Raw genomic sequence first — 18983 nt, 5'->3', positions numbered from 1 at the left:
TCCCCGAGCCGTCCCGTGCGCAACTCCGGCGGCCCGGTCTCCCGGGCGGCGCGCGAGGCTGTTACCCGGCGGGGTCCGGGCTGTGCACGCCCCCCGACTCTGCGACGATGGACGGATGCGTGCGCGATACGGACTTCCCCTGGCTCTCACGGCACTTGGCGCGGCCGGCCTCGGCTACGCGGCGGTGGTGGAGCCCCGCGCGTTCCGCCTGCGACGCGTCACCGTGCCGGTCCTGCCGACCGGTATGCGTCCGATGCGGGTCCTCCAGGTCTCCGACATCCATATGGTCAGCGGCCAGCTCAGGAAGCAGCGCTGGCTCCACTCCCTGGCGGGTCTGCGACCCGACTTCGTCGTCAACACCGGCGACAACCTGTCCGACCCCGAGGCGGTGCCCGAGGTGCTCGACGCGCTCGGGCCGCTCGTGGAGTTCCCCGGGGCGTACGTCTTCGGCTCCAACGACTACTACGGCCCCAAGCGACGCAACCCCGCCCGCTACCTGCTGGAGAAGGCGAGCGGCCGGCACGGCCTCAACGGCAACGCACCCGTCGTCGGCGCCGTCCACAACCCGTGGGAGCCGATGCGCGACGCCTTCGACGAGGCCGGCTGGGTCGGCCTCACGAACACCCGAGGACGACTCAAACTGGAGAGCGGCGAGATCGCGCTCACCGGCCTGGACGACCCTCACATCAAGCGCGACCGCTACGACGAGGTCGCCGGCGGTCCGGAGTCGAACGCCGACTTCTCCCTCGCCGTTGTCCACGCTCCCTACCTCCGCGTCCTCGACGCGTTCACCGCCGACGGGTACCCGCTGATCCTGGCCGGCCACACCCACGGCGGCCAACTGCGCATCCCCTACTACGGAGCCCTGGTCACCAACTGCGATCTGGACACCGAACGGGCTCGGGGCCTGTCCGCCCACCGAACCGACGGTCACCGCGCCTACCTGCACGTCTCCGCGGGCTGCGGCGCCAACCGCTACACCCCCGTCCGGTTCGCCTGCCCCCCCGAGGCGACCCTGCTCACCCTCACCGAGCGCACCCCGGCCCCCGCCGCCCTCTGACCCCGCCAGCCGGCCCCCGCCCCTCCCGGCGGATGTCGGACCGGCCCTGCGGAGCGCCTCTCCGGCCCCTCCCCGGGCTGCTCCGAGGCCACCGGCAGCACCGCCCGTGAGCGGTCGGGAACCGGATTTCGCATGAGGCCGCAGGTGGGCTAAGGTAATGCTCGTTGCTTCGGGGTGTGGCGCAGCTTGGTAGCGCGCTTCGTTCGGGACGAAGAGGTCGTGGGTTCAAATCCCGCCACCCCGACAGTGAAGTACCAGGTCAGGGGCCTGATCCAGTAAGTGGATCAGGCCCCTGACGGGTTCCTGGAGATCGTTTGGGAGAATTCTGGGAGAAGATCTTGGTCGGCTTCTCCCAGGAACAGTCTCCAGTGCCGCAGGAAGAGCGGCGCTCGCGCGCCCGATGACCTGCGCATTCGCGAATCCGGGCTCGTAGCTGACCAGGAACACCCGTGCGGGCCGCCCCAACGGTCGTTAGGAACACCGCATATGGCAGGTCGTCGCTCAGCTCCTTCTCACGACCGGGCCCGTGCGCTCGCCCAGCGGGTACGTGCGTTAAGGGAAGACCGTGGGTGGACGCGGGAACGGCTGGCAATGGAGGCAGGCATCGCCGTCGGAACGCTGGGCCGCTTGGAGAGCGGGGGAGCGATCCAGCCAGGTTTCCTGACCGTTGGCTCGGTGGCCGAGGCTCTTGCGGTCGCTCTCGACGATCTGTTCCGGGCGACCCAGGTCCCGGCTGTCACACCCGGCCTTTGGTCCGCCGGATACGAAGGGCGGGACATCGACTCGTTCGTCGCCGCGCTCGTCGACAGCCACATCGGTGTCGTGGCGGATGTACGGCTCACACCGATCAGTCGCAAGAAGGGCTTCAGCAAGACCCGCCTCGGAGATGCCCTGGCGGAGGCCGGTATCGAGTACACGCACCTGCGTGGCCTGGGCAATCCGAAGGACAACCGGGAGCCCTTTTGGGACGGCCGGGTCGAGGTGGGACGCGCGCGCTTCCGTGGCCTGTTGCGGTCCGAGGAGGCACAGGCCGACCTTGACCGCCTCGCGGGGCATGCCCAGCAGTCGCGGGTGGCAGTGTTGTGCTTCGAGAAGGACGAGAGCCGCTGCCACCGGCAAGTCGTCCTCGAGACGGTTCGCAAGCGAGCCGCCGTGCCGGTAATTCCCCTGGCCTGACTTCACCCCTCGCTCCTGCACGCGCTCTTGCCTGCATCGCATGCCTCTCCTCCAATCACCAGATCGGGAGATCTATGGAGGGGGCAACCATGGGATCGGGGAGTCGAGAGCGCGCACGGATCATGATCACGGTCAAGACCTATCCGGAACTGTCCGCGAAGTACCACGAGACGAGCTGCGTGGCCGGCATACGGCTCGACCAGGGAACGCCCCAGCATGTGCGGCTTTTCCCGGTTCCGTTCCGGTTACTGAACGAAGATAGCCAGTTCGCCAAGTACTCGATCGTCGAGGTCGACGTGCAGCGACACCCTGGGGACCACCGTCCCGAGAGCTTGCGCCCCAACCTGCAGACCCTCAAGGTCATCGAGCGCCTCGGGACAGCGGACGGCTGGCGCGAACGCTTCTCGCATGTTCAGTCCCTCGTGGCACCGTCCTTGTGCTCCATAAAGCGGGACCAGGAACGGCGAGGGACGTCGCTTGGTGTCTTCCGCCCAGAAGAGTTCACCGGCTTCCGCTTCGCTCCTGCTGAGCCCTGGCCAGCTTCAAAGGCGGCACTGGCTGATCAGTTGGATCTACTCGCGCAGGACCTTCGCCAGCTGGAGTGGGTGCCCCTTGAGTTCCGGTACAGCTTCCGATGCGCGGATCGGGAGTGCGGTGGTCACGACATGGGGCTGAGGGACTGGGAGGCGGGCGAGTCGTACCGCAAGTTCGTTCGCCACTACGGGAAGGACGGCGTGGAGGAGAAGCTTCGCGAGCGCTGGTTCGATCGGATGGTCACTCCGGAGAAGGCCGTGCACTGCTTCGTCGGGAACGTCGCGGCCCGCCCCAAGACTTTCCTGCTGCTGGGCCTGTTCTACCCGCGACGGGATGTCGTCGAGAACTTCCAAGAGAGCCTGTTCGACCTGTGAGGGTGATGACTCAGGGCACTGCCCAGTGGGCCAGCCTCACCGGTGGCCCAGCCGCCGTCCCTACGCCCTCGCCGACGCCGACCCGCGAGCCGTGGTCTTACTCGCGGCCCTGCCCCGGGTGGACCCCCGGCTGATCCTGTCCGGGGCGGAAGCCACCCGGCTCGCACCGGCCGTCGTCCGATGGCTCGCCGCCGGCGTCGAGGTGCCCCGGATCACCGAGTTGCTCACCGCAGGGCTCCCGGACCGGTTTCGTGCCCGCCCAGCAGGCATCCTGGCTTTCCGGCTGCGGGAGGCGCCGCTGCCCGTCCCGCAGCCGACCACGACTGCCGCTGTCTCTCGGCCGGTCGTGTTGCCCTTCCAGACCTGTGACGGCTGTGAGCGAGCGTTCTGCGCGCCACGTCCCGGACGCTGTCGGGACTGCCGCTCCGGGGGCGACCTGCTCCCCGCTGCCGGATGAATCGGTGGGGTCCCGGGGCGCCGGGGCGATGGCGAAGACGGGCGGGAGGGGGGCTGTGAGCGGGCGTTGAGTACGGGTACTCATGCTCTGTCCCCGAACTGCTGTGATTCTCCAGTGGTCGGGGGCGGGAATCGAACACGGGTACGAGAAGAAGCGATGGACGGACACGACGGCGGACGCAGCGTCGGGGCTGCTGCGCTGAGTGGACCGCGCAAGGTCGAACAATGGGGCGTCCAGGATCTACCTCGCCGTCGTCCTCGGGCTGCTGGTGTGGGTGATCGTCGACTCCACCCTGGTCGAGCACCAGGACGCCTCGTTCGCCGGTGTCTGGCCCGTGCTCGCCACCCTGCCGACCAGCCTCGTCATCACGGCGATGCCCGAGGCGCCCGCCGTTGTGCTCGTGCTCTGCATCGCGATTGCCGGCCTGCTGAACGCGTTCCTCCTCGGCCGGGTGGTCCACGCGCTGCGGAAGGACACGAGCCGGGCGTGAGGCGGTCGGCCCGGAGGAGGGACAGGCCGGTGCGGGCCAGGGGCCGCCGGACGGCGCGCTTCACAGGGGCACCTCCCCGGGCTCGTGGAACGACGGTGGCGCCGGGGCCGGGCCGGGGGCGCCCGAACCGGCCCTCGGGGGCGCGGGTGGCCAGGCGTCCGCGAGTGTGAAGGTGACGGCGTTGCCGCCGTAGCGGCTGGGGCCGACGGACCAGGAGTCCGCGAGTGCCTCCACCAGGTGCAGGCCACGACCGTTCGGGTCGTGGCCGCCTGCTGCGCGCAGCAGGACCGCCTCGGGTGGCCCGGGGCTGTGCACCTCCACGCCGAGCGCCTGCCCCTGCCGCCACCACTCCACTCGCACCCGCCACGGGTGTGGCGCCCGCCCGTGCAGGACGGCGTTGGTGACGAGTTCGGACAGCATCAGCAGGCAGTCGTCCAGCGGGCGGACGAGGCCGTTCGGGGCCAGGAACTTCCGGAACCAGCGGCGTGCCTGCGGCACCGATTCCGGACGCGGGTACAGGGTCATCGCCCCCAGCGCCTCGCGGACCGGTTCCGCCCCCGTGCGCTCACCGTCACTGACGTCGTCCATCCGCGCCACTCCTCACCGGTGCCGTCGCAGTCCGGCCAACGCCGCCCGGGTGTCCGCCGGCACCACCGCGCGCAGCGGTGGGGAGCGCCGGGCCGGGTGCGGACCGGCGTGCCTTCCGCTCTGTCCGCGACACCCTCCACGGTGGGATACGGGCGCACAGGCGGCAGCGTTCAGCCCCGCGGCCGAGCCGGCAGGTTGATGCGCGGTGTGCACCCGCCGCGGCCGAGCCGGTGGCCCGGCCTCGGCGCCGGGCTACGGCGGGGGTGCGCTCTCGAACATCGTGGCGCCTGGCCGTACGATCCGGCCATGTCGAAGAACGGACGGCCGGGCGACGCGGCGGACGGGCCACGGGAGAGCCGGCAGCGCGTCCGGCCCGGTGGGCAGTGGTACCCGCCGCAGTGGCCGGATCGCATACGCGCCCTGTCCCGCGGTGAGCTGACGCCGGTCCGCCCGCGCCGGGCGGCGACGGTCATGCTGCTCCGCGACGCTCTTGGCGAAGGAACTCCCGGCGCCCCCGACACTCCCGACGGCGCCGCAGGGAGCTCCGGGGGCGGGCCGTCGGTGCACCTGCTGCGCCGCAGCGCGTCGATGGCCTTCGCCGCCGGGGCGTACGCGTACCCGGGCGGCCGGGTGGACCCGCGGGACGAGATGCCGGTGCGCTGGGCCGGTCCCTCCCGCGAGGCGTGGGCCGACCGGCTCGCGCTGCCGGCCGCGGAGGCGCAGGCGGTGGTCTGCGCGGCGGTGCGGGAGACGTTCGAGGAGGCGGGCGTGCTGCTTGCGAGTACGGACGCCGACGCGGTCGTCGCGGACACCACCGGTGACGACTGGGAGGCAGACCGGGCGGCGCTGGTGGACCGCGAGCTGTCCTTCGCCGACTTTCTCCAGCGCCGCTCGCTGGTGCTGCGCAGCGACCTGCTGGGCGCCTGGGCCCGCTGGATCACCCCGGAGTTCGAGGAGCGCCGCTACGACACCTGGTTCTTCGTCGCCGCCCTCCCGGCGGGGCAGCGCACCCGGCACGCGACGACGGAGGCCGACCGCACGGTGTGGGCGCGCCCGGCCGACGCCGCGGCCGGCTACGACCGGGGCGAACTGCTGATGATGCCGCCGACGATCGCCACGCTGCGGCAACTGGCCCCCTTGCCGGACGTTGCGGCCGCGCTGGCCGCAGCCGGGGACCAGGATCTCACCCCGGTGCTGGCGCGAGCGCGTCTGGAGGACGGTGAGATCGTGCTGACCTGGCCGGGACACGACGAGTTCGAGAAGAGGATCGACCAGCCATGACGAACGCTGCCGCCCCGCCCGGGAACCCGCGCGAAGGAGCGCTCGGGGGGCCCGCCACCACCCGTACGTACTGCGTACTGGCGCCCAACCCGTCACCGATGACGCTCCAGGGCACGAACACCTGGATCGTCGCCGAGCCGGACGCGGAGACGGCGGTGGTCGTGGACCCCGGCCCGTTGGACGAGGGACATCTGCGGGAGGTGATCGCCACCGCGGAACGCGCCGGGAAGCGGGTCGGCATGACCCTGCTCACCCACGGCCACGCCGACCACGCGGAGGGCGCCGCCCGGTTCGCCGAGCTGACCGGCTCCCCGGTGCGGGCCCTGGACCCGGCGCTGCGGCTCGGCGCGGACGGCCTGGTCGCGGGGGACGTGGTCACCGTCGGCGGGTTGGAGATGTGGGTGGTGCCGACACCGGGCCACACCCACGACTCGCTCTGCTTCCACCTGCCGGCGGACGCCGCGCTGCTCAGCGGCGACACCGTGCTGGGGAGCGGCACCACCGTCGTGGCGCATCCGGACGGTCGCCTGGGCGACTACCTGGACTCGCTGCGGCGCCTGCGGGCCCTCGTCGTCGAGGAAGGGGTTCGCACGATACTGCCCGGGCACGGTCCGGTCCTGGACGACCCCCGCGGAGCCGTCGACTACTACCTGGTGCACCGGGCCAAGCGGCTCGCCCAGGTGGAGACTGCGGTGGAGATCGGCTACCGGACGGCGGCCGAGGTGGTCGCGCACGTCTACTCCGACGTGGACCGTGTGCTCTGGCCGGCCGCCGAGCAGTCGGTGCAGGCCCAGCTCGACTACCTCCGCGAGCACGGCCTCACCCGGTAGGGCCCGCCCGGCCGGGGTCACGGCCGCGGGTTGGTGCGCTGCCAGCGGGGGCGCGCCTCCTCGCCGCGGCGCCCCGCGACGGAGGCGCAGCGCGGGCAGATGCGCTGCACCCGGTCGGCGGCGCCACCGGAGTCCGGCAGGGCGTCCGTCCAGGCGATGTGCGGGAACCTGCCGAGCTGCGAGCGGCTCAGAGCCAGTCCGCACACTGTCTCGTTGCGGCCCTGTTCCCAGGCGTGCACCTCGCCGGCGGGCAGTCGGCGGCCGTCCTCGGCGTCCACCCACTGCCCGGAGGCGGCGACCGCGTAGCGCTTCGTTCCTGCCATGTGTGCTCGCTTCCCTCAGCCGTGGCCCGTCATGCGCGTCCGGGTGGCCGGGAGTGCCGCGGCGCCCCGAGGGAGGCGCCGCGGCACGGGCGGGGCATTCCGCCGGTCAGCGACCGACCACCTGCCGCCCGTTCGGCACGCAGTGCGTCATGGTGAGCCCGGAGACGTCCCGCGGCGGGTTGTCACCGAGCCGGGAGAGGCGCTTGCGGTCCTCTTCCGAGAGGTCCTGGCTCGCCAGCGGCTCCAGGTGGGTGACGTCCGCGGGGCGGACGCCGAGTCCCTCGCCCACGCGCAGGCCGAGGTCGTTCTCCACCAGCAGGAAGTGCCAGACCATCCGCTCCTGCACCGCCCGGTCGCACTGGCCGACCAGGTCGACGAAGTTGGCCACCAGGTCGTCCCGCTCCCAGTCCTCCATCAGGAGGTAGCGCTGACCTGCCTGCAGGTAGTCGTTGGTGCGGGAGATCCGCTTCCTGGTCAGCCGGCCGTTGATCTCCGGCCCCTGCTCGTCGTGCGTGGGGTACCGGGCCTCGTGCAGACCGCCGGTGATCGAGGGCTCGTAGTTGACCTCCGGGTTGTCGCCCGCCTCGTCCACGCCGTAGGTCATCTGGCCGTCGCGCTGATTGGTGCGGACCCGGGCGTTCTTGGCGCTGTTCACCGGCAGCTGGAGGTAGTTCGGGCCGACCCGGTACCGCTGGGTGTCGCTGTACGAGAAGGTGCGTCCGACCAGCATCTTGTCGTCGGAGAAGTCGAGGCCGTCGACCAGTACCCCGGTGCCGAAGGAGATCTGCTCGTTCTCGGCGAAGTAGTTGTCCACCGTGCGGTCGAGCACCATCCGGCCGACCGGTTTCGGTGGGAACTGCTCCTCGGGCCAGGTCTTCGTGTCGTCCAGCGGGTCGAAGTCCAGCTCCGGGTGGTCGCGGTCGTCCATCATCTGGACGACCAGCTCCCACTCGGGGAACTCCTCACGCCGGATCGCCTCGTACAGGTCCTTCGTCGCGTGGCCGAGCTCGCCGGCCTGGACGTTGGCGGCGTCCTCCTCGGTCATGCTGCGCACGCCCTGCTTGGGAAGCCAGTGGTACTTCACCAGGACGGTCCGCCCCGATGCGTCGACCCACTTGTAGGTGTTGACCCCGAAGCCCTGCATGTGGCGGTAGTCGGCGGGGATGCCGCGCGGGCTGAAGAGGTTCACGAGCATGTGCATCGACTCCGGGGTCTGCGACATGAAGTCGAAGATCCGGGCCGGCTTCTGCTCGTGCGAGACGGGGTCCGGCTTGAGCGAGTGGATGACGTCCGGGAACTTGATGGCATCCCGGATGAAGAAGACGCCGAGGTTGTTGCCGACCAGGTCCCAGTTGCCGTCCTCGGTGTAGAACTTCACCGCGAAGCCGCGGGGGTCCCGTGCCGCTTCGGAGGAGTCCCGGCCGCCGATCACGGTCGAGAAGCGGACCGCCACGTCGGTGCGCTTGCCGCGCTCCTGGAACAGCTTGGCCCGGGTGTACCGGCTGATGGGCTCGTCGCCCCAGGCTCCGTACGACTCGAAGAAGCCGTACGAGGTCACCCCGCGGGCGTGCACCACCCGCTCCGGGATCCGTTCCCGGTCGAAGTGGCTGATCTTCTCCAGGAACTGGTAGTTCTCCAGCGTCGCGGGGCCGCGCTCGCCCACCGTGCGCTGGTTCTGGTTGTCGTACACCGGGTGGCCCTGCCGGTTGGTGAGCTCCGGCCGGTCGTCGTCCGGTGCCGGGCCCTGGCTCGCTACGTCTGTCACGGCTCCTGTTTCCTTCGACGCTCGGGGGCGCGCTTCGCCGCGCCGCACTGACATGACCCTTATGCCCCCGTGTGCACTGCAATGGACTGCAAGGGCCCACAAGGGCCCACAAGGGGGACGCAGTACCCGGTTCGGGCGTCGGTGATGCTTCGCGCGGCGGGATTCCCGGCCGGCGACGCGTCCCGGGCGCGGCGAAAGCGACGGCCGGCCCGCGTGTCCCGGGCCGGCCGTCGTGGGTGCCGGGTGCTGCGCCTGCCGGCGCGGCGGTCAGCGCGAGCGCTTGGCGAGCCGCTCGACGTCCAGCAGGATCACCGCACGGGCCTCGAGCCGCAGCCAGCCCCGTCCGGCGAAGTCGGCGAGCGCCTTGTTCACGGTCTCCCGGGAGGCGCCGACCAACTGGGCCAGCTCCTCCTGTGTGAGGTCGTGCACGACGTGGATGCCTTCCTCGGACTGCACGCCGAAGCGCCGCGACAGGTCCAGGAGCGCCTTCGCCACTCGGCCGGGCACGTCGGAGAAGACCAGGTCGGACATCGAGTCGTTGGTGCGGCGGAGCCGCCGTGCCACCGCACGCAGTAGCGCGGTGGCGACCTCGGGCCGGATGCTCAGCCAGGGCTGGAGGTCGCCGTGCCCGAGTCCGAGCAGTTTGACCTCGGTCAGCGCGCTCCCGGTGGCGGTACGCGGGCCCGGGTCGAACAGGGAGAGCTCGCCGATCAGCTCGCCCGGTCCCAGGACGGCGAGCATGTTCTCCCGTCCGTCCGGGGAGGTGCGGTGCAGCTTCACCTTGCCCTCGGTCACCACGTAGAGCCGGTCACCGGGGTCCCCTTCGTGGAACAGGGCCTCGCCGCGGGCCAGCGTCGTCTCCGACATGGAGGCACGCAACTCAGCCGCCTGCTCCTCATCGAGCGCCGCGAACAGCGGGGCGCGCCGCAGAACGTCGTCCACGAGTTCTCTCCTTGTCGACCTGCCCACAGGGTTGTCGCCCCCATGATGCCGGACGTTCGAAACAGTGCGATCAGTCACAAGTTTGACTCACCTCGCGAGTACGGGAAGCGGCAGGGCGCCGATTGGTCTGCCAATCGACCACGGACGGGGCGAACGGCGGTCGTCCCCCGTACGCTTGCCGAGTGTCCACTACCCCGGTGAGAGCACCTGAAAAGGGGGCCGAGCGGGTGACGGAAGCGGGTATTTCGCCCTGGGCGAACAGAGGCGCCTCGGCCGGTCGGGTGGACCACGGTAGGCAGTCGGCTGCTGCCGGGCAGCTGACGAGGAGAGCGGCGGAGCAGGCAGTGACCGAAGAACCCAGCGGGACGGCACCCAAGGACGAGTGGACCGCCGTCGAGAAGGCCGGCGCGGAGAAGACCCCGGCCGAGGAGAAGAAGCCCTCCACCCCGCCGAGGAAGGCAGCCGCCGGGATGGCAACCGCCCCGCCGAAGGCGACCACGAGCGGGGAGACGGCCGCGAAGAAGACGGCCGCGAAGAAGACGGCCGCGAAGAAGACGGCCGCGAAGAAGACGGTGGCGGGGGGCGCGGGGCTGGGGTCCCGGCAGGTGCGGGTCGAGCGGGCACGCCGCCTGAACGAGGAGCTCGCCGAGGTCTACTCCTACGCGCACCCGGAGCTCGACTTCGAGAACCCCTTCGAGCTGCTCGTCGCCACGGTGCTCTCCGCGCAGACCACGGACCTGCGGGTCAACCAGACCACCCCCGCCCTCTTCGCCGCCTACCCCACGCCGGAAGACATGGCGGCGGCGGATCCGGAGAAGCTGGAGGAGCTGATCCGGCCGACCGGCTTCTTCCGCAACAAGACCAAGTCGCTGCTCGGCCTCTCCGCGGCTCTGCGGGACCGGTTCGACGGAGAGGTGCCGGGTCGGCTGGAGGACATGGTCACGCTTCCCGGTGTGGGCCGGAAGACGGCTTTCGTCGTGCTCGGCAACGCCTTCGGCATGCCGGGGCTGACCGTGGACACCCACTTCGGCCGGCTCGTCCGCCGTTGGGGTCTCACGGCGCAGACGGACCCGGAGAAGGTCGAGGCGGAGATCGCCGGGATCGTGCCGGAGGACGAGTGGACGATGTTCTCGCACCGGACGATCTTCCACGGCCGCCGTGTCTGCCACTCCCGGAAACCGGCCTGCGGAGCCTGCCCGATCGCCGACCTCTGCCCCGCGTACGGCGAGGGCGAGACCGACCCGGAGAAGGCGGCGAAGCTACTCAAGTACGAGATGGGCGGCATGCCGGGGCAGCGGCTGAAACCGCCGCCGGACTACCCCGGGCAGCCGGCACCGCCGCTGGGCGCCCGGTGAGAGGCCCGCGGAGGGCCTCGGGAGCGCCCGCGCGGCCCGCGTCCGCCCCCGGGCCGCGCCCGGACGGTGCGGACGGTACGGCCCGGCGGGGTCGCGCATGAGGCCTGCCGGGCAGCCCGAGGTCGGAGGCGTCAGCGTCACGGCGGAGGGGTTGCCCGACTGGCTGCGCCCGGTGTCCGAGGCTGCGGCCGGGCTGCGGCCGGAACAGCTCAGCCGCTTCCGGCCGCCGGAGACCGGCGGCCGGCAGTCGGCCGTGCTCGTGCTCTTCGGCTCGGCCGGCCACGGCCCGGAGCTGCTCCTCCAGGAACGGGCGAGCAGCCTGCGCTCCCATGCCGGGCAGCCCTCGTTCCCCGGCGGCGCGCTCGACCCCGAGGACGGGGACCCCGAGGGGGAGGGGCCGCTGCGCGCCGCGCTCCGGGAGGCGGCCGAGGAGACCGGTCTCGACCCCGCGGGGGTGCAGGTTTTCGGGGTGCTGCCCCGGCTCTACATCCCGGTGAGCGGTTTCGTGGTCACCCCCGTGCTGGGCTGGTGGCGCAGTCCGACGCAGGTCCTCGCGGTGGACGCGGGCGAGACTGCGCGGGTCTTCAAGGTGCCGGTCGCCGACCTGACCGACCCCGCGAACCGGGGCACCGCCGTGCACCCCAGCGGTTTCCGCGGCCCGTGCTTCACCGTCGGGGACGTGCTGGTGTGGGGTTTCACCGCCGGAGTGATCGACCGGCTGCTGCACTTCGCGGGCTGGGAGCGGCCCTGGGACGACGGCCGGGAGCTCTCCCTCGACTGGCACTCGTGAGACGGTGGGCCGATATGAATGCCAGTCAGGCGGGCTGCCGTCCCGCTCCCGGCGCCGCGGGGGACGTACCGATGACGACGAGGCGGGGCTGACACGGTGAACGTGCTGGACGTACTGCTGCTGCTCGCCGCCGTCTGGTTTGCGGTCATCGGCTACCGCCAGGGCTTCGTCGTCGGGGTGCTCTCGGTGATCGGCTTCCTCGGCGGCGGGTTGATCGCGGTGCTGCTCCTTCCGCCCCTGTGGAAGGAGGTGAGTGACGGGGCCTCACCGGGTACCGCGGGCGCGGTCCTCGCCGTGGTCGTGGTCATCGTGGTCGCCTCGGTCGGGCAGGCCTTCACCACGCACCTCGGCAACCGGCTCCGCCGGTACATCACCTGGTCGCCGGCCCGGGCGCTGGACGCGACCGGCGGCGCCCTGGTGAACGTGGTGGCGATGCTGCTGGTCGCCTGGCTGATCGGTTCCGCACTCGCCACCACCTCGCTGCCCACCCTCAGCAAGGAGGTCCGCGGCTCTTCGGTGCTCCAGGGCGTCTCGCGGGCGGTTCCGGGCCACGCGGACACCTGGTTCGCCGACTTCAGCACCGTGCTGGCCCAGAACGGCTTCCCCCAGGTCTTCTCGCCGTTCACCAGCGAGCCGATCACCGACGTTCCGCCGCCGGACCCGGCGCTCGCCGACAGCCCCGCGGTCGACCGGGCGAAGGCGTCGATCGTCAAGATCACCGGTACCGCGCCGAGCTGCAGCAAGTCCCTGGAGGGCACCGGTTTCGTCTTCTCGCCCGGCCGGGTGATGACCAACGCCCACGTGGTCGGCGGTGTCCGGGAGCCCACGGTGCAGGTGGGCGGCGAGGGGCGCCTCTATGACGCCCAGGTGGTGCTCTACGACTGGGAGCGCGACATCGCTGTCCTCGATGTGCCCGACCTGCAGGCGCCCGCGCTGCGGTTCGCCGCGAACGACGCGGGCAGCGGTGACGGCGCCATCGTTGCCGGGTTCCCGGAGAACGGCGGCTTCGACGTGCGCCCCGCCCGGGTACGCGGTCGGCTCCAGGCCAACGGTCCGGACATCTACCACCGCGGAACCGTGCGGCGCGACGTCTACTCGCTCCACACGACGGTGCGTCAGGGCAACTCGGGTGGTCCGCTGCTCACGCCGGAGGGACGCGTCGCCGGGGTGATCTTCGCCAAGTCGCTGGAGGACGCCAGCACGGGTTACGCGCTGACCAACGACGAGATCGTCGAGGACATCAACCGTGGCTCGGCCGGGGGAGGCCCCGTGGACAGCCAGGGCTGCGCCATGTGAGCGCGGGCCGCTGCCCTGCCGGACACGCTCAGCTGCGCGGATGGCGCAGCCGGGCACCGACCCAGCGGGCCCGGCGGCGCAGGATGCGCGGGATCCCCAACCGGGGATCGCTCGGATCACGCATCGGGTGGGCGGCCGCGTTGACAGCGGCGCCCTGGTTGCGGAGATTGTGAGACACGTCACGGAAGTCGTGCGTCCAGCCCATACCCCCGAATCTGCCCCCGCCTCATGGTCGGTAACCACCTCACACACTCTCAATCGACCTGTGCGGCGGGCGTGTGCGCGGACGCCGGACGGCTGGGTGGCGGAGTGCCGCCGCGGCCACCGCGGCAGGCCCCCGCCCGGTCGGCCGTGCCGGTGGGTGTCCGGCCGGGCCGGCACCGGCGCCCGGACGAGGGGCCCGGGGCAGGGGCGCAGGCTCGGGTTCAGCGGTCGGGTTCAGCGGTCGGGTTCCGGGTCCTTCAGCCAGTCGACCAGTTCGGTGTTGAACGCCGTCGGGTTCTCCTCGTGCGGGAAGTGCCCCAGGCCGTCGAAGAGCCGCCAGCGGTAGGGCGCCTCGACGTACTCGCCGGAGCCAGCCGCGCTCCGGGTGCGCACTACCGGATCGAGTGAACCGTGCAGGTGCAGGGTGGGCACCCGGACGGGCCGCTTCATCCGCCGGTTGAACTGAATCCCGTCCGGCCTGGCGAGCGAGCGCACCATCCAGCGATAGGGCTCGATCGCGCAGTGCGCTGTGGAGGGGATGCACATCGCGCGGCGATAGACGTCGACGTCCTTGTCCTCGGGCGGTTGCGGGCCGGACCACTCCCGCAGTAGCCGCCCCACCAGCGCCCCGTCGTCGGCGACCAGCTGACGCTCCGGAACCCAGGGCCGCTGGGAGCTCCAGATGTACGCGCCCGCCGCGGTCTGCCGGGCGTCCTTGAGCATCGCCGCGCGCCAGCGCCGCGGGTGCGGCATCGAGGCGACCGCGAGTCGCCGGATGAGCTTGGGACGCATCACCGCGGCAGTCCACGCCAGGTATCCGCCCAGCTCGTGCCCCACCAGGGCGGCGTCCGGCTCGCCGAGCGAGCGGATCACTCCGGTGACATCCATCGCGAGGTTGGCGGGGTCGTAACCGCGGGGGGTGCGGTCGCTGCCGCCGACCCCCCGCAGGTCCATCGCGACCGCCCGGTACCCCGCCTCGGCGAGGGCGGGCAGTTGGTTCCGCCACGTCCACCAGAACTGCGGGAAGCCGTGGAGCAGCATGACCAGCGGCCCCTCGCCCATTTCGGCGATGTGGAAGCGGGCGCCGTTGGCGGCGACGTCCCGGTGCGACCAGGGGCCGTCCAGAATTGCGGAGGAAGGGGCGGGGACCGTCATGTTGCGCAGTCTGTCACTTTTTCGCACCCGCGCTGATCGCTTCGGTGCCCTGGGTGGCCCGCGGGTGCGGCTTGGCCTTCCCGAGCACCGCCGCCGACTCCCTGACCGAGGCGATCGACTGCTTCGGCGCCTGCATCTTCTTCAGCAGCGACCGGGCGACCAGTCCGCAGAGCGCGGCGAACAGCAGCATGATGCCGCCGGTGATCAGGAACGCGATCGCGAGCGGCACGTTCCACCAGACGTGCAGCCAATAGGCGAGGGCGAAACTGAACACCGGCAGGGAGAACAGCGCGAGGACCGCGGCCACCAGGATCGCGCCGGTGCCGGCCACGCCCTTGGACACGCTGGTCTTCAGCTCGGCCTTCGCCAGCGCGACCTCCTCGTGCACCAGAGCGGTCACCTCGGTGGTCGCGGTGGAGACCAGTTGGCCGAGGCTGCGGCCCTCGTCGCTTGCGCTCATCTGCGTAACTCCCTCTGCTCTCGTGTGGCCGTCCCGTCGGCCGGCGCGTCCTGAGCTGTCAGGATGCCGGACCGCTGTCGGAATCGCCGCCGGTGGCGGTGAGCTCGGCACGTCGCCGGTGCTCGGCCGCCTTCTTCTCCAGGATCTCAGCCATGCGCAGGTGGTACTCCGGCCGGTCCTGCTCGTAGATGTCGGGAATGCCGTCGCCGTCCTCGTCGCGGCTCTCGTCCTGGCACAGGCGCCGGTAGTGATTGTTGCGGAGCTTGAGCAGCACCGCGGCCAGCAGGGTGGCGAGGAAGGTGCCGATCAGCACCGCCGCCTTGATCTGCTCGGACAGCGCGGTGCCTTCGAAGGCGAGGTCACCGATCAGCAGGGCCACCGTGAAGCCGATCCCGGACAGTGCCGCGACGGCGAAGACGTCCGCCCAGGCGAGGTCGGGGTTGAGCTCGGCCTTGGTGAAGCGCGCGGCCAGCCACGCGCCGCCGAACACGCCGACCGTCTTGCCGACCAGCAGTCCCATGACCACGCCAAGGGTCTCCGGCTGGGTGAACACGTCGCCGATCGCGCCCCCCGACACCGCCACACCGGCCGCGAACAGGGCGAAGAGGGGCACGGCGAGACCTGCCGACAGCGGACGCACCCGGTGCTCGATGTGCTCGGCGGGCGAGGTCTCCTCGCCGTCCTTCAGCTTGCAGCGCAGCAGCAGGCCCATCGCGACACCGGCGACCGTGGCGTGCACGCCGCTGGCGTGCATCAGGGCCCAGATGGTCAGGGCCAGCGGCACGTAGACGTACCAGCCTTTGACGCCCTTGCGGTGCAGGAGCCAGAAGAGCACCAGGCCGCCGACCGAGGCGGCGAGCGCGCCGAAGCTGATGCTCGACGTGTAGAAGATGGCGATGATGGTGATCGCGCCGAGGTCGTCCACCACGGCGAGGGTGAGCAGGAAGGCGCGCAGCGCGGAGGGCAGCGAGGTGCCGAGCACCGCGAGCACTCCCAGTGCGAACGCGATGTCGGTGGCCATCGGGATGGCCCAGCCGCTCATGTCGCCGCCGCCGCTGAGCACGAAGCCCACGTAGACCAGTGCAGGAACGATCATGCCGCCCGCCGCGGCCACGATGGGCAGAGCGGCCGCGCGCGGGTCGCGCAGCTCACCCGCGACGAGTTCCCGCTTCAGTTCGATACCGGCGACGAAGAAGAAGACCGTGAGCAGCCCGTCCTTCGCCCAGTCGGCGACCGAGAGGTTCAGGTGGAGCGACTCCGGGCCGAAGCTGAAGTCCTTGACGTCGGAGTAGAAGCCGCTCAGGCCGGTGTTCGCCAGCAGCAGTGCGAGGACCGCCGCGGCGAGGAGCAGCATGCCGCCGACGGTCTCGGTGCGGAGGATGTCCGCGAGGACACGCGTCTCCTTGAGGTCGGGGCGGTGCAGGAACTTGGGGTCCTGCTTCTGGGGCGCGGACAAGACTGGTACCTCCAACAGAGGGGCGGTGCGTGTACACGGATTCCGTGTGCCGACCAGACTTCCCGGCTCGCCCTGATTCTCTCCACGATCTCTGCGCGGCGCCCTCAGACTAACCAATGCGGGTGAAGGGCACCGGGACCGGCGCCCGTGCCGGTGCCCCGATGCCCTCGACTGCCCCGTTCCGTCCGCCCGAGTGCTGTGTTGTCCCATGACCGGCGACGCCCGGTCGTCCTCGCGGTCTCCGCCGCGCCGGCCCGGCGGCCGTGCCGGGCCGGTCCTCGCGCCGGGCCGGGGCCTGTCCTGCTCGGCTCCGCACCGGTGCCGTTCCCGTGCCGGGTCAGGCCTCGTCGGACCCGGAGGACGGCAGCTTCGACTGGATGAGGTCCATCACCGAGGAGTCGGTGAGCGTGCTGACGTCGCCCAGCTCCCGGTTCTCCGCGATGTCCCGCAGCAGCCGCCGCATGATCTTGCCGGAACGAGTCTTGGGCAGCTCCGCGACCGGCAGGATGCGCTTCGGCTTCGCGATCGGCCCGAGCTGCTTCGCGACGTGCGCGCGCAGTTCCTCGACCAGCCCCTCGGTCTCCGACGCGGTGCCGCGCAGGATCACGAAGGCGCAGATGGCCTGGGTCGTCTGTGGGTCGGCCGCACCGACGACCGCCGCCTCCGCGACCGAGGGGTGCGAGACCAGGGCGGACTCGACCTCGGTGGTGGAGATGTTGTGGCCGGACACCAGCATCACGTCGTCCACCCGGCCCAGCAGCCAGACGTCGCCGTCCGCGTCCTTCTTCGCACCGTCGCCGGCGAAGTAGCGGTGCTCGAACCGGGACCAGTAGGTGTCCCGGTAGCGCTGGTCGTCACCCCAGATGGTCCGGAGCATCGACGGCCACGGCTCCGTCAGGACCAGGTACCCGCCGCCTCCGTCGGGCACCTCCCGCGCCTCGTCGTCGACGACGGTGGCCGCGATGCCGGGGAGCGCCACCTGGGCGGAGCCGGGCTTGGTCGCGGTGACCCCGGGCAGCGGGCTGATCATCATGGCCCCGGTCTCGGTCTGCCACCAGGTGTCCACGATCGGGGCCCGGTCGGCACCGATGTGCCGCCGGTACCACATCCAGGCCTCCGGGTTGATCGGCTCGCCGACCGACCCGAGCACCCGCAGCGAGGAGAGGTCGTACTTCGCCGGGATCTCGTCGCCCCACTTCATGCAGGCGCGGATCGCCGTCGGGGCCGTGTAGAGCAGGCTGACGCCGTACTTCTGCACGATCTCCCACCAGCGTCCCTTGTGCGGGCTGTCGGGCGTGCCCTCGTAGAGCACCTGGGTCGCGCCGTTGGCCAGCGGGCCGTAGACGATGTACGAGTGCCCGGTGACCCAGCCGACGTCCGCCGTGCACCAGTAGACGTCCGTCTCCGGCTTGAGGTCGAAGACGGCGTGGTGCGTGTAGGCCGTCTGGGTGAGGTAGCCGCCGGTCGTGTGCAGGATGCCCTTCGGCCTCCCCGTGGTGCCGGAGGTGTAGAGGATGAACAGCGGATGCTCGGCGCCGAAGGCCTCGGGGGTGTGCTCCTCCGGCTGCCGGTTCACCGTCTCGTGCCACCAGACGTCGCGGCCCTCGTGCCACGCGACCTCCTGCCCGGTGCGCCGCACCACGAGCACGCTGCGCACGTTCTCGGTGCCCGGCCGGGTCAGCGCCTCGTCCACCGCGGGCTTCAGTGCGCTCGGGGCGCCCTTGCGGTAGCCGCCGTCGGCGGTGATCACGACCCGGGCGTCGGCGTCCTGGATGCGGGTGGCCAGCGCGTCGGCGGAGAAGCCACCGAAGACGACCGAGTGCGGGGCCCCGATCCGGGCGCACGCCAGCATGGCGATCAGCGCCTCCGGGATCATCGGCATGTACACCGCGACCCGGTCGCCGGTGGCCACACCGAGTTCGGTGAGCGCGTGGGCGGCCCTGGAGACCTCGCGCCGGAGCTCGGCGTAGGTGAGCGAGCGGCTGTCGCCTGGCTCGCCCTCGAAGTGCACGGCGACCCGGTCGCCGTTGCCGGCCTCCACGTGGCGGTCGACGCAGTTGTACGCGACGTTCAGCTTCCCGTCCTGGAACCACTTCGCGAACGGGGGGTCGGACCAGTCGAGGGTCTCGGTCGGCTCGGTGTCCCAGCTCAGCCTGCGGGCCTGCTCGGCCCAGAAGCCCAACCGGTCGGCCTCGGCCCGCTCGTACGCCTCTGCGGTCACGTTGGCCTTCTCGGCCAGTTCGGCGGGCGGCTCGAACCTTCGCTCTTCCTTGAGCAGGTTGGCCAGGCTTTCATTGCTCACGACATCTCCCTTTCCAAAGGGTGTGCGCTGTGTCCCAGCTCATACCTCAACAGCTCGCCACCTGCTCTGACAAGGGCCGCCACCATATTGGTTTAGACCTCTTGCGGTGAACGGTGGAAGCCCTGCGCCGAACGGTCGTCGGACG

Annotated in this window: 18 protein-coding genes and 1 tRNA gene; 10 read left to right on the top strand and 9 right to left on the bottom strand. The window is 71.3% G+C overall.

From position 1 onward, the window contains the following. The first annotated feature begins 115 nt into the window (after positions 1–115). The 5 genes from H300_RS0111780 (at position 116) to H300_RS26450 (ending at position 4091) form a co-directional block, all read left to right on the top strand. Positions 116–1060 (top strand): metallophosphoesterase, encoded by a 945-nt coding sequence (locus tag H300_RS0111780; RefSeq protein ID WP_028427583.1) that lies wholly within the window; start codon positions 116–118, stop codon positions 1058–1060. Between the two features lie 170 nt (positions 1061–1230). Then, positions 1231–1304: transfer RNA gene (locus tag H300_RS0111775), tRNA-Pro, on the top strand. Positions 1305–1546: 242 nt separating this feature from the next. Continuing rightward, positions 1547–2236, top strand: a complete 690-nt coding sequence (locus H300_RS0111770) for a DUF488 family protein, N3 subclade (protein WP_028427582.1) — start codon at positions 1547–1549, stop codon at positions 2234–2236. A 122-nt stretch (positions 2237–2358) separates the two neighbouring features. Further along, positions 2359–3144, top strand: a complete 786-nt coding sequence (locus H300_RS0111765) for a hypothetical protein (RefSeq protein WP_051269964.1) — start codon at positions 2359–2361, stop codon at positions 3142–3144. 659 nt (positions 3145–3803) lie between these two features. Further along, complete coding sequence (locus H300_RS26450) at positions 3804–4091, top strand: SCO4225 family membrane protein (RefSeq protein WP_051269963.1); 288 nt, start codon at positions 3804–3806, stop codon at positions 4089–4091. A 60-nt stretch (positions 4092–4151) separates the two neighbouring features. Here H300_RS26450 and H300_RS26445 read toward each other — a convergent pair whose 3' ends face one another. Continuing rightward, on the bottom strand, positions 4152–4679 hold the full coding sequence (locus tag H300_RS26445) for an ATP-binding protein (protein WP_078515919.1): 528 nt from the start codon (positions 4677–4679) through the stop codon (positions 4152–4154). Between the two features lie 306 nt (positions 4680–4985). Between H300_RS26445 and H300_RS26440 the strand changes: the two genes are divergently transcribed. Continuing rightward, positions 4986–5960 (top strand): NUDIX hydrolase, encoded by a 975-nt coding sequence (locus tag H300_RS26440; RefSeq protein WP_486583708.1) that lies wholly within the window; start codon positions 4986–4988, stop codon positions 5958–5960. Next, a complete protein-coding gene (locus H300_RS0111740; protein WP_028427580.1) occupies positions 5957–6790 on the top strand; it encodes an MBL fold metallo-hydrolase in 834 nt (277 codons plus the stop codon). Before H300_RS26440 ends, H300_RS0111740 begins: the two co-directional genes overlap by 4 nt. A gap of 17 nt (positions 6791–6807) precedes the next feature. Here the strand turns inward: H300_RS0111740 and H300_RS0111735 are convergent, their stop codons facing one another. The 3 genes from H300_RS0111735 to H300_RS0111725 all read right to left on the bottom strand — a co-directional run bounded on the left by H300_RS0111735 (position 6808) and on the right by H300_RS0111725 (position 9820). Continuing rightward, positions 6808–7113 carry a hypothetical protein gene (locus H300_RS0111735; RefSeq protein ID WP_028427579.1) on the bottom strand — a complete coding sequence of 102 codons (306 nt, stop codon included), beginning with the start codon at positions 7111–7113 and terminating at the stop codon, positions 6808–6810. A gap of 106 nt (positions 7114–7219) precedes the next feature. Then, positions 7220–8878, bottom strand: a complete 1659-nt coding sequence (locus tag H300_RS0111730) for a catalase (RefSeq protein WP_028427578.1) — start codon at positions 8876–8878, stop codon at positions 7220–7222. A gap of 267 nt (positions 8879–9145) precedes the next feature. After that, entirely contained in the window at positions 9146–9820 is a 675-nt protein-coding gene (locus tag H300_RS0111725) for a Crp/Fnr family transcriptional regulator (RefSeq protein WP_028427577.1), read from the bottom strand. Between the two features lie 344 nt (positions 9821–10164). On the opposite strand from H300_RS0111725, the gene nth reads away from it, so the two are divergent. The 3 genes from nth to H300_RS0111710 all read left to right on the top strand — a co-directional run bounded on the left by nth (position 10165) and on the right by H300_RS0111710 (position 13261). Beyond that, complete coding sequence (gene nth, locus H300_RS26435) at positions 10165–11175, top strand: endonuclease III (RefSeq protein ID WP_037980028.1); 1011 nt, start codon at positions 10165–10167, stop codon at positions 11173–11175. Between the two features lie 97 nt (positions 11176–11272). After that, entirely contained in the window at positions 11273–11965 is a 693-nt protein-coding gene (locus tag H300_RS0111715; protein ID WP_028427576.1) for an NUDIX hydrolase, read from the top strand. A 96-nt stretch (positions 11966–12061) separates the two neighbouring features. Further along, positions 12062–13261 carry a MarP family serine protease gene (locus H300_RS0111710; protein ID WP_028427575.1) on the top strand — a complete coding sequence of 400 codons (1200 nt, stop codon included), beginning with the start codon at positions 12062–12064 and terminating at the stop codon, positions 13259–13261. A 28-nt stretch (positions 13262–13289) separates the two neighbouring features. Here H300_RS0111710 and H300_RS31845 read toward each other — a convergent pair whose 3' ends face one another. The 5 genes from H300_RS31845 to acs form a co-directional block, all read right to left on the bottom strand. Further along, positions 13290–13439 (bottom strand): hypothetical protein, encoded by a 150-nt coding sequence (locus tag H300_RS31845; RefSeq protein ID WP_199779177.1) that lies wholly within the window; start codon positions 13437–13439, stop codon positions 13290–13292. Between the two features lie 260 nt (positions 13440–13699). Then, positions 13700–14620, bottom strand: a complete 921-nt coding sequence (locus H300_RS0111700) for an alpha/beta fold hydrolase (protein ID WP_028427574.1) — start codon at positions 14618–14620, stop codon at positions 13700–13702. A gap of 13 nt (positions 14621–14633) precedes the next feature. Beyond that, complete coding sequence (locus tag H300_RS0111695) at positions 14634–15080, bottom strand: phage holin family protein (RefSeq protein WP_028427573.1); 447 nt, start codon at positions 15078–15080, stop codon at positions 14634–14636. 58 nt (positions 15081–15138) lie between these two features. After that, positions 15139–16536 (bottom strand): Na+/H+ antiporter NhaA, encoded by a 1398-nt coding sequence (gene nhaA, locus H300_RS0111690; protein WP_028427572.1) that lies wholly within the window; start codon positions 16534–16536, stop codon positions 15139–15141. A gap of 337 nt (positions 16537–16873) precedes the next feature. Next, positions 16874–18838, bottom strand: coding sequence for an acetate--CoA ligase (gene acs, locus H300_RS0111685; RefSeq protein ID WP_028427571.1), 1965 nt, complete (start codon positions 18836–18838; stop codon positions 16874–16876). Positions 18839–18983 lie beyond the last annotated feature (145 nt).

Source organism: Streptomyces sp. TAA040 (genome assembly GCF_000424845.1).
Note: the sequence above shows the minus strand (reverse complement) of the source record. Positions and strands in the feature narration are given on the sequence as shown.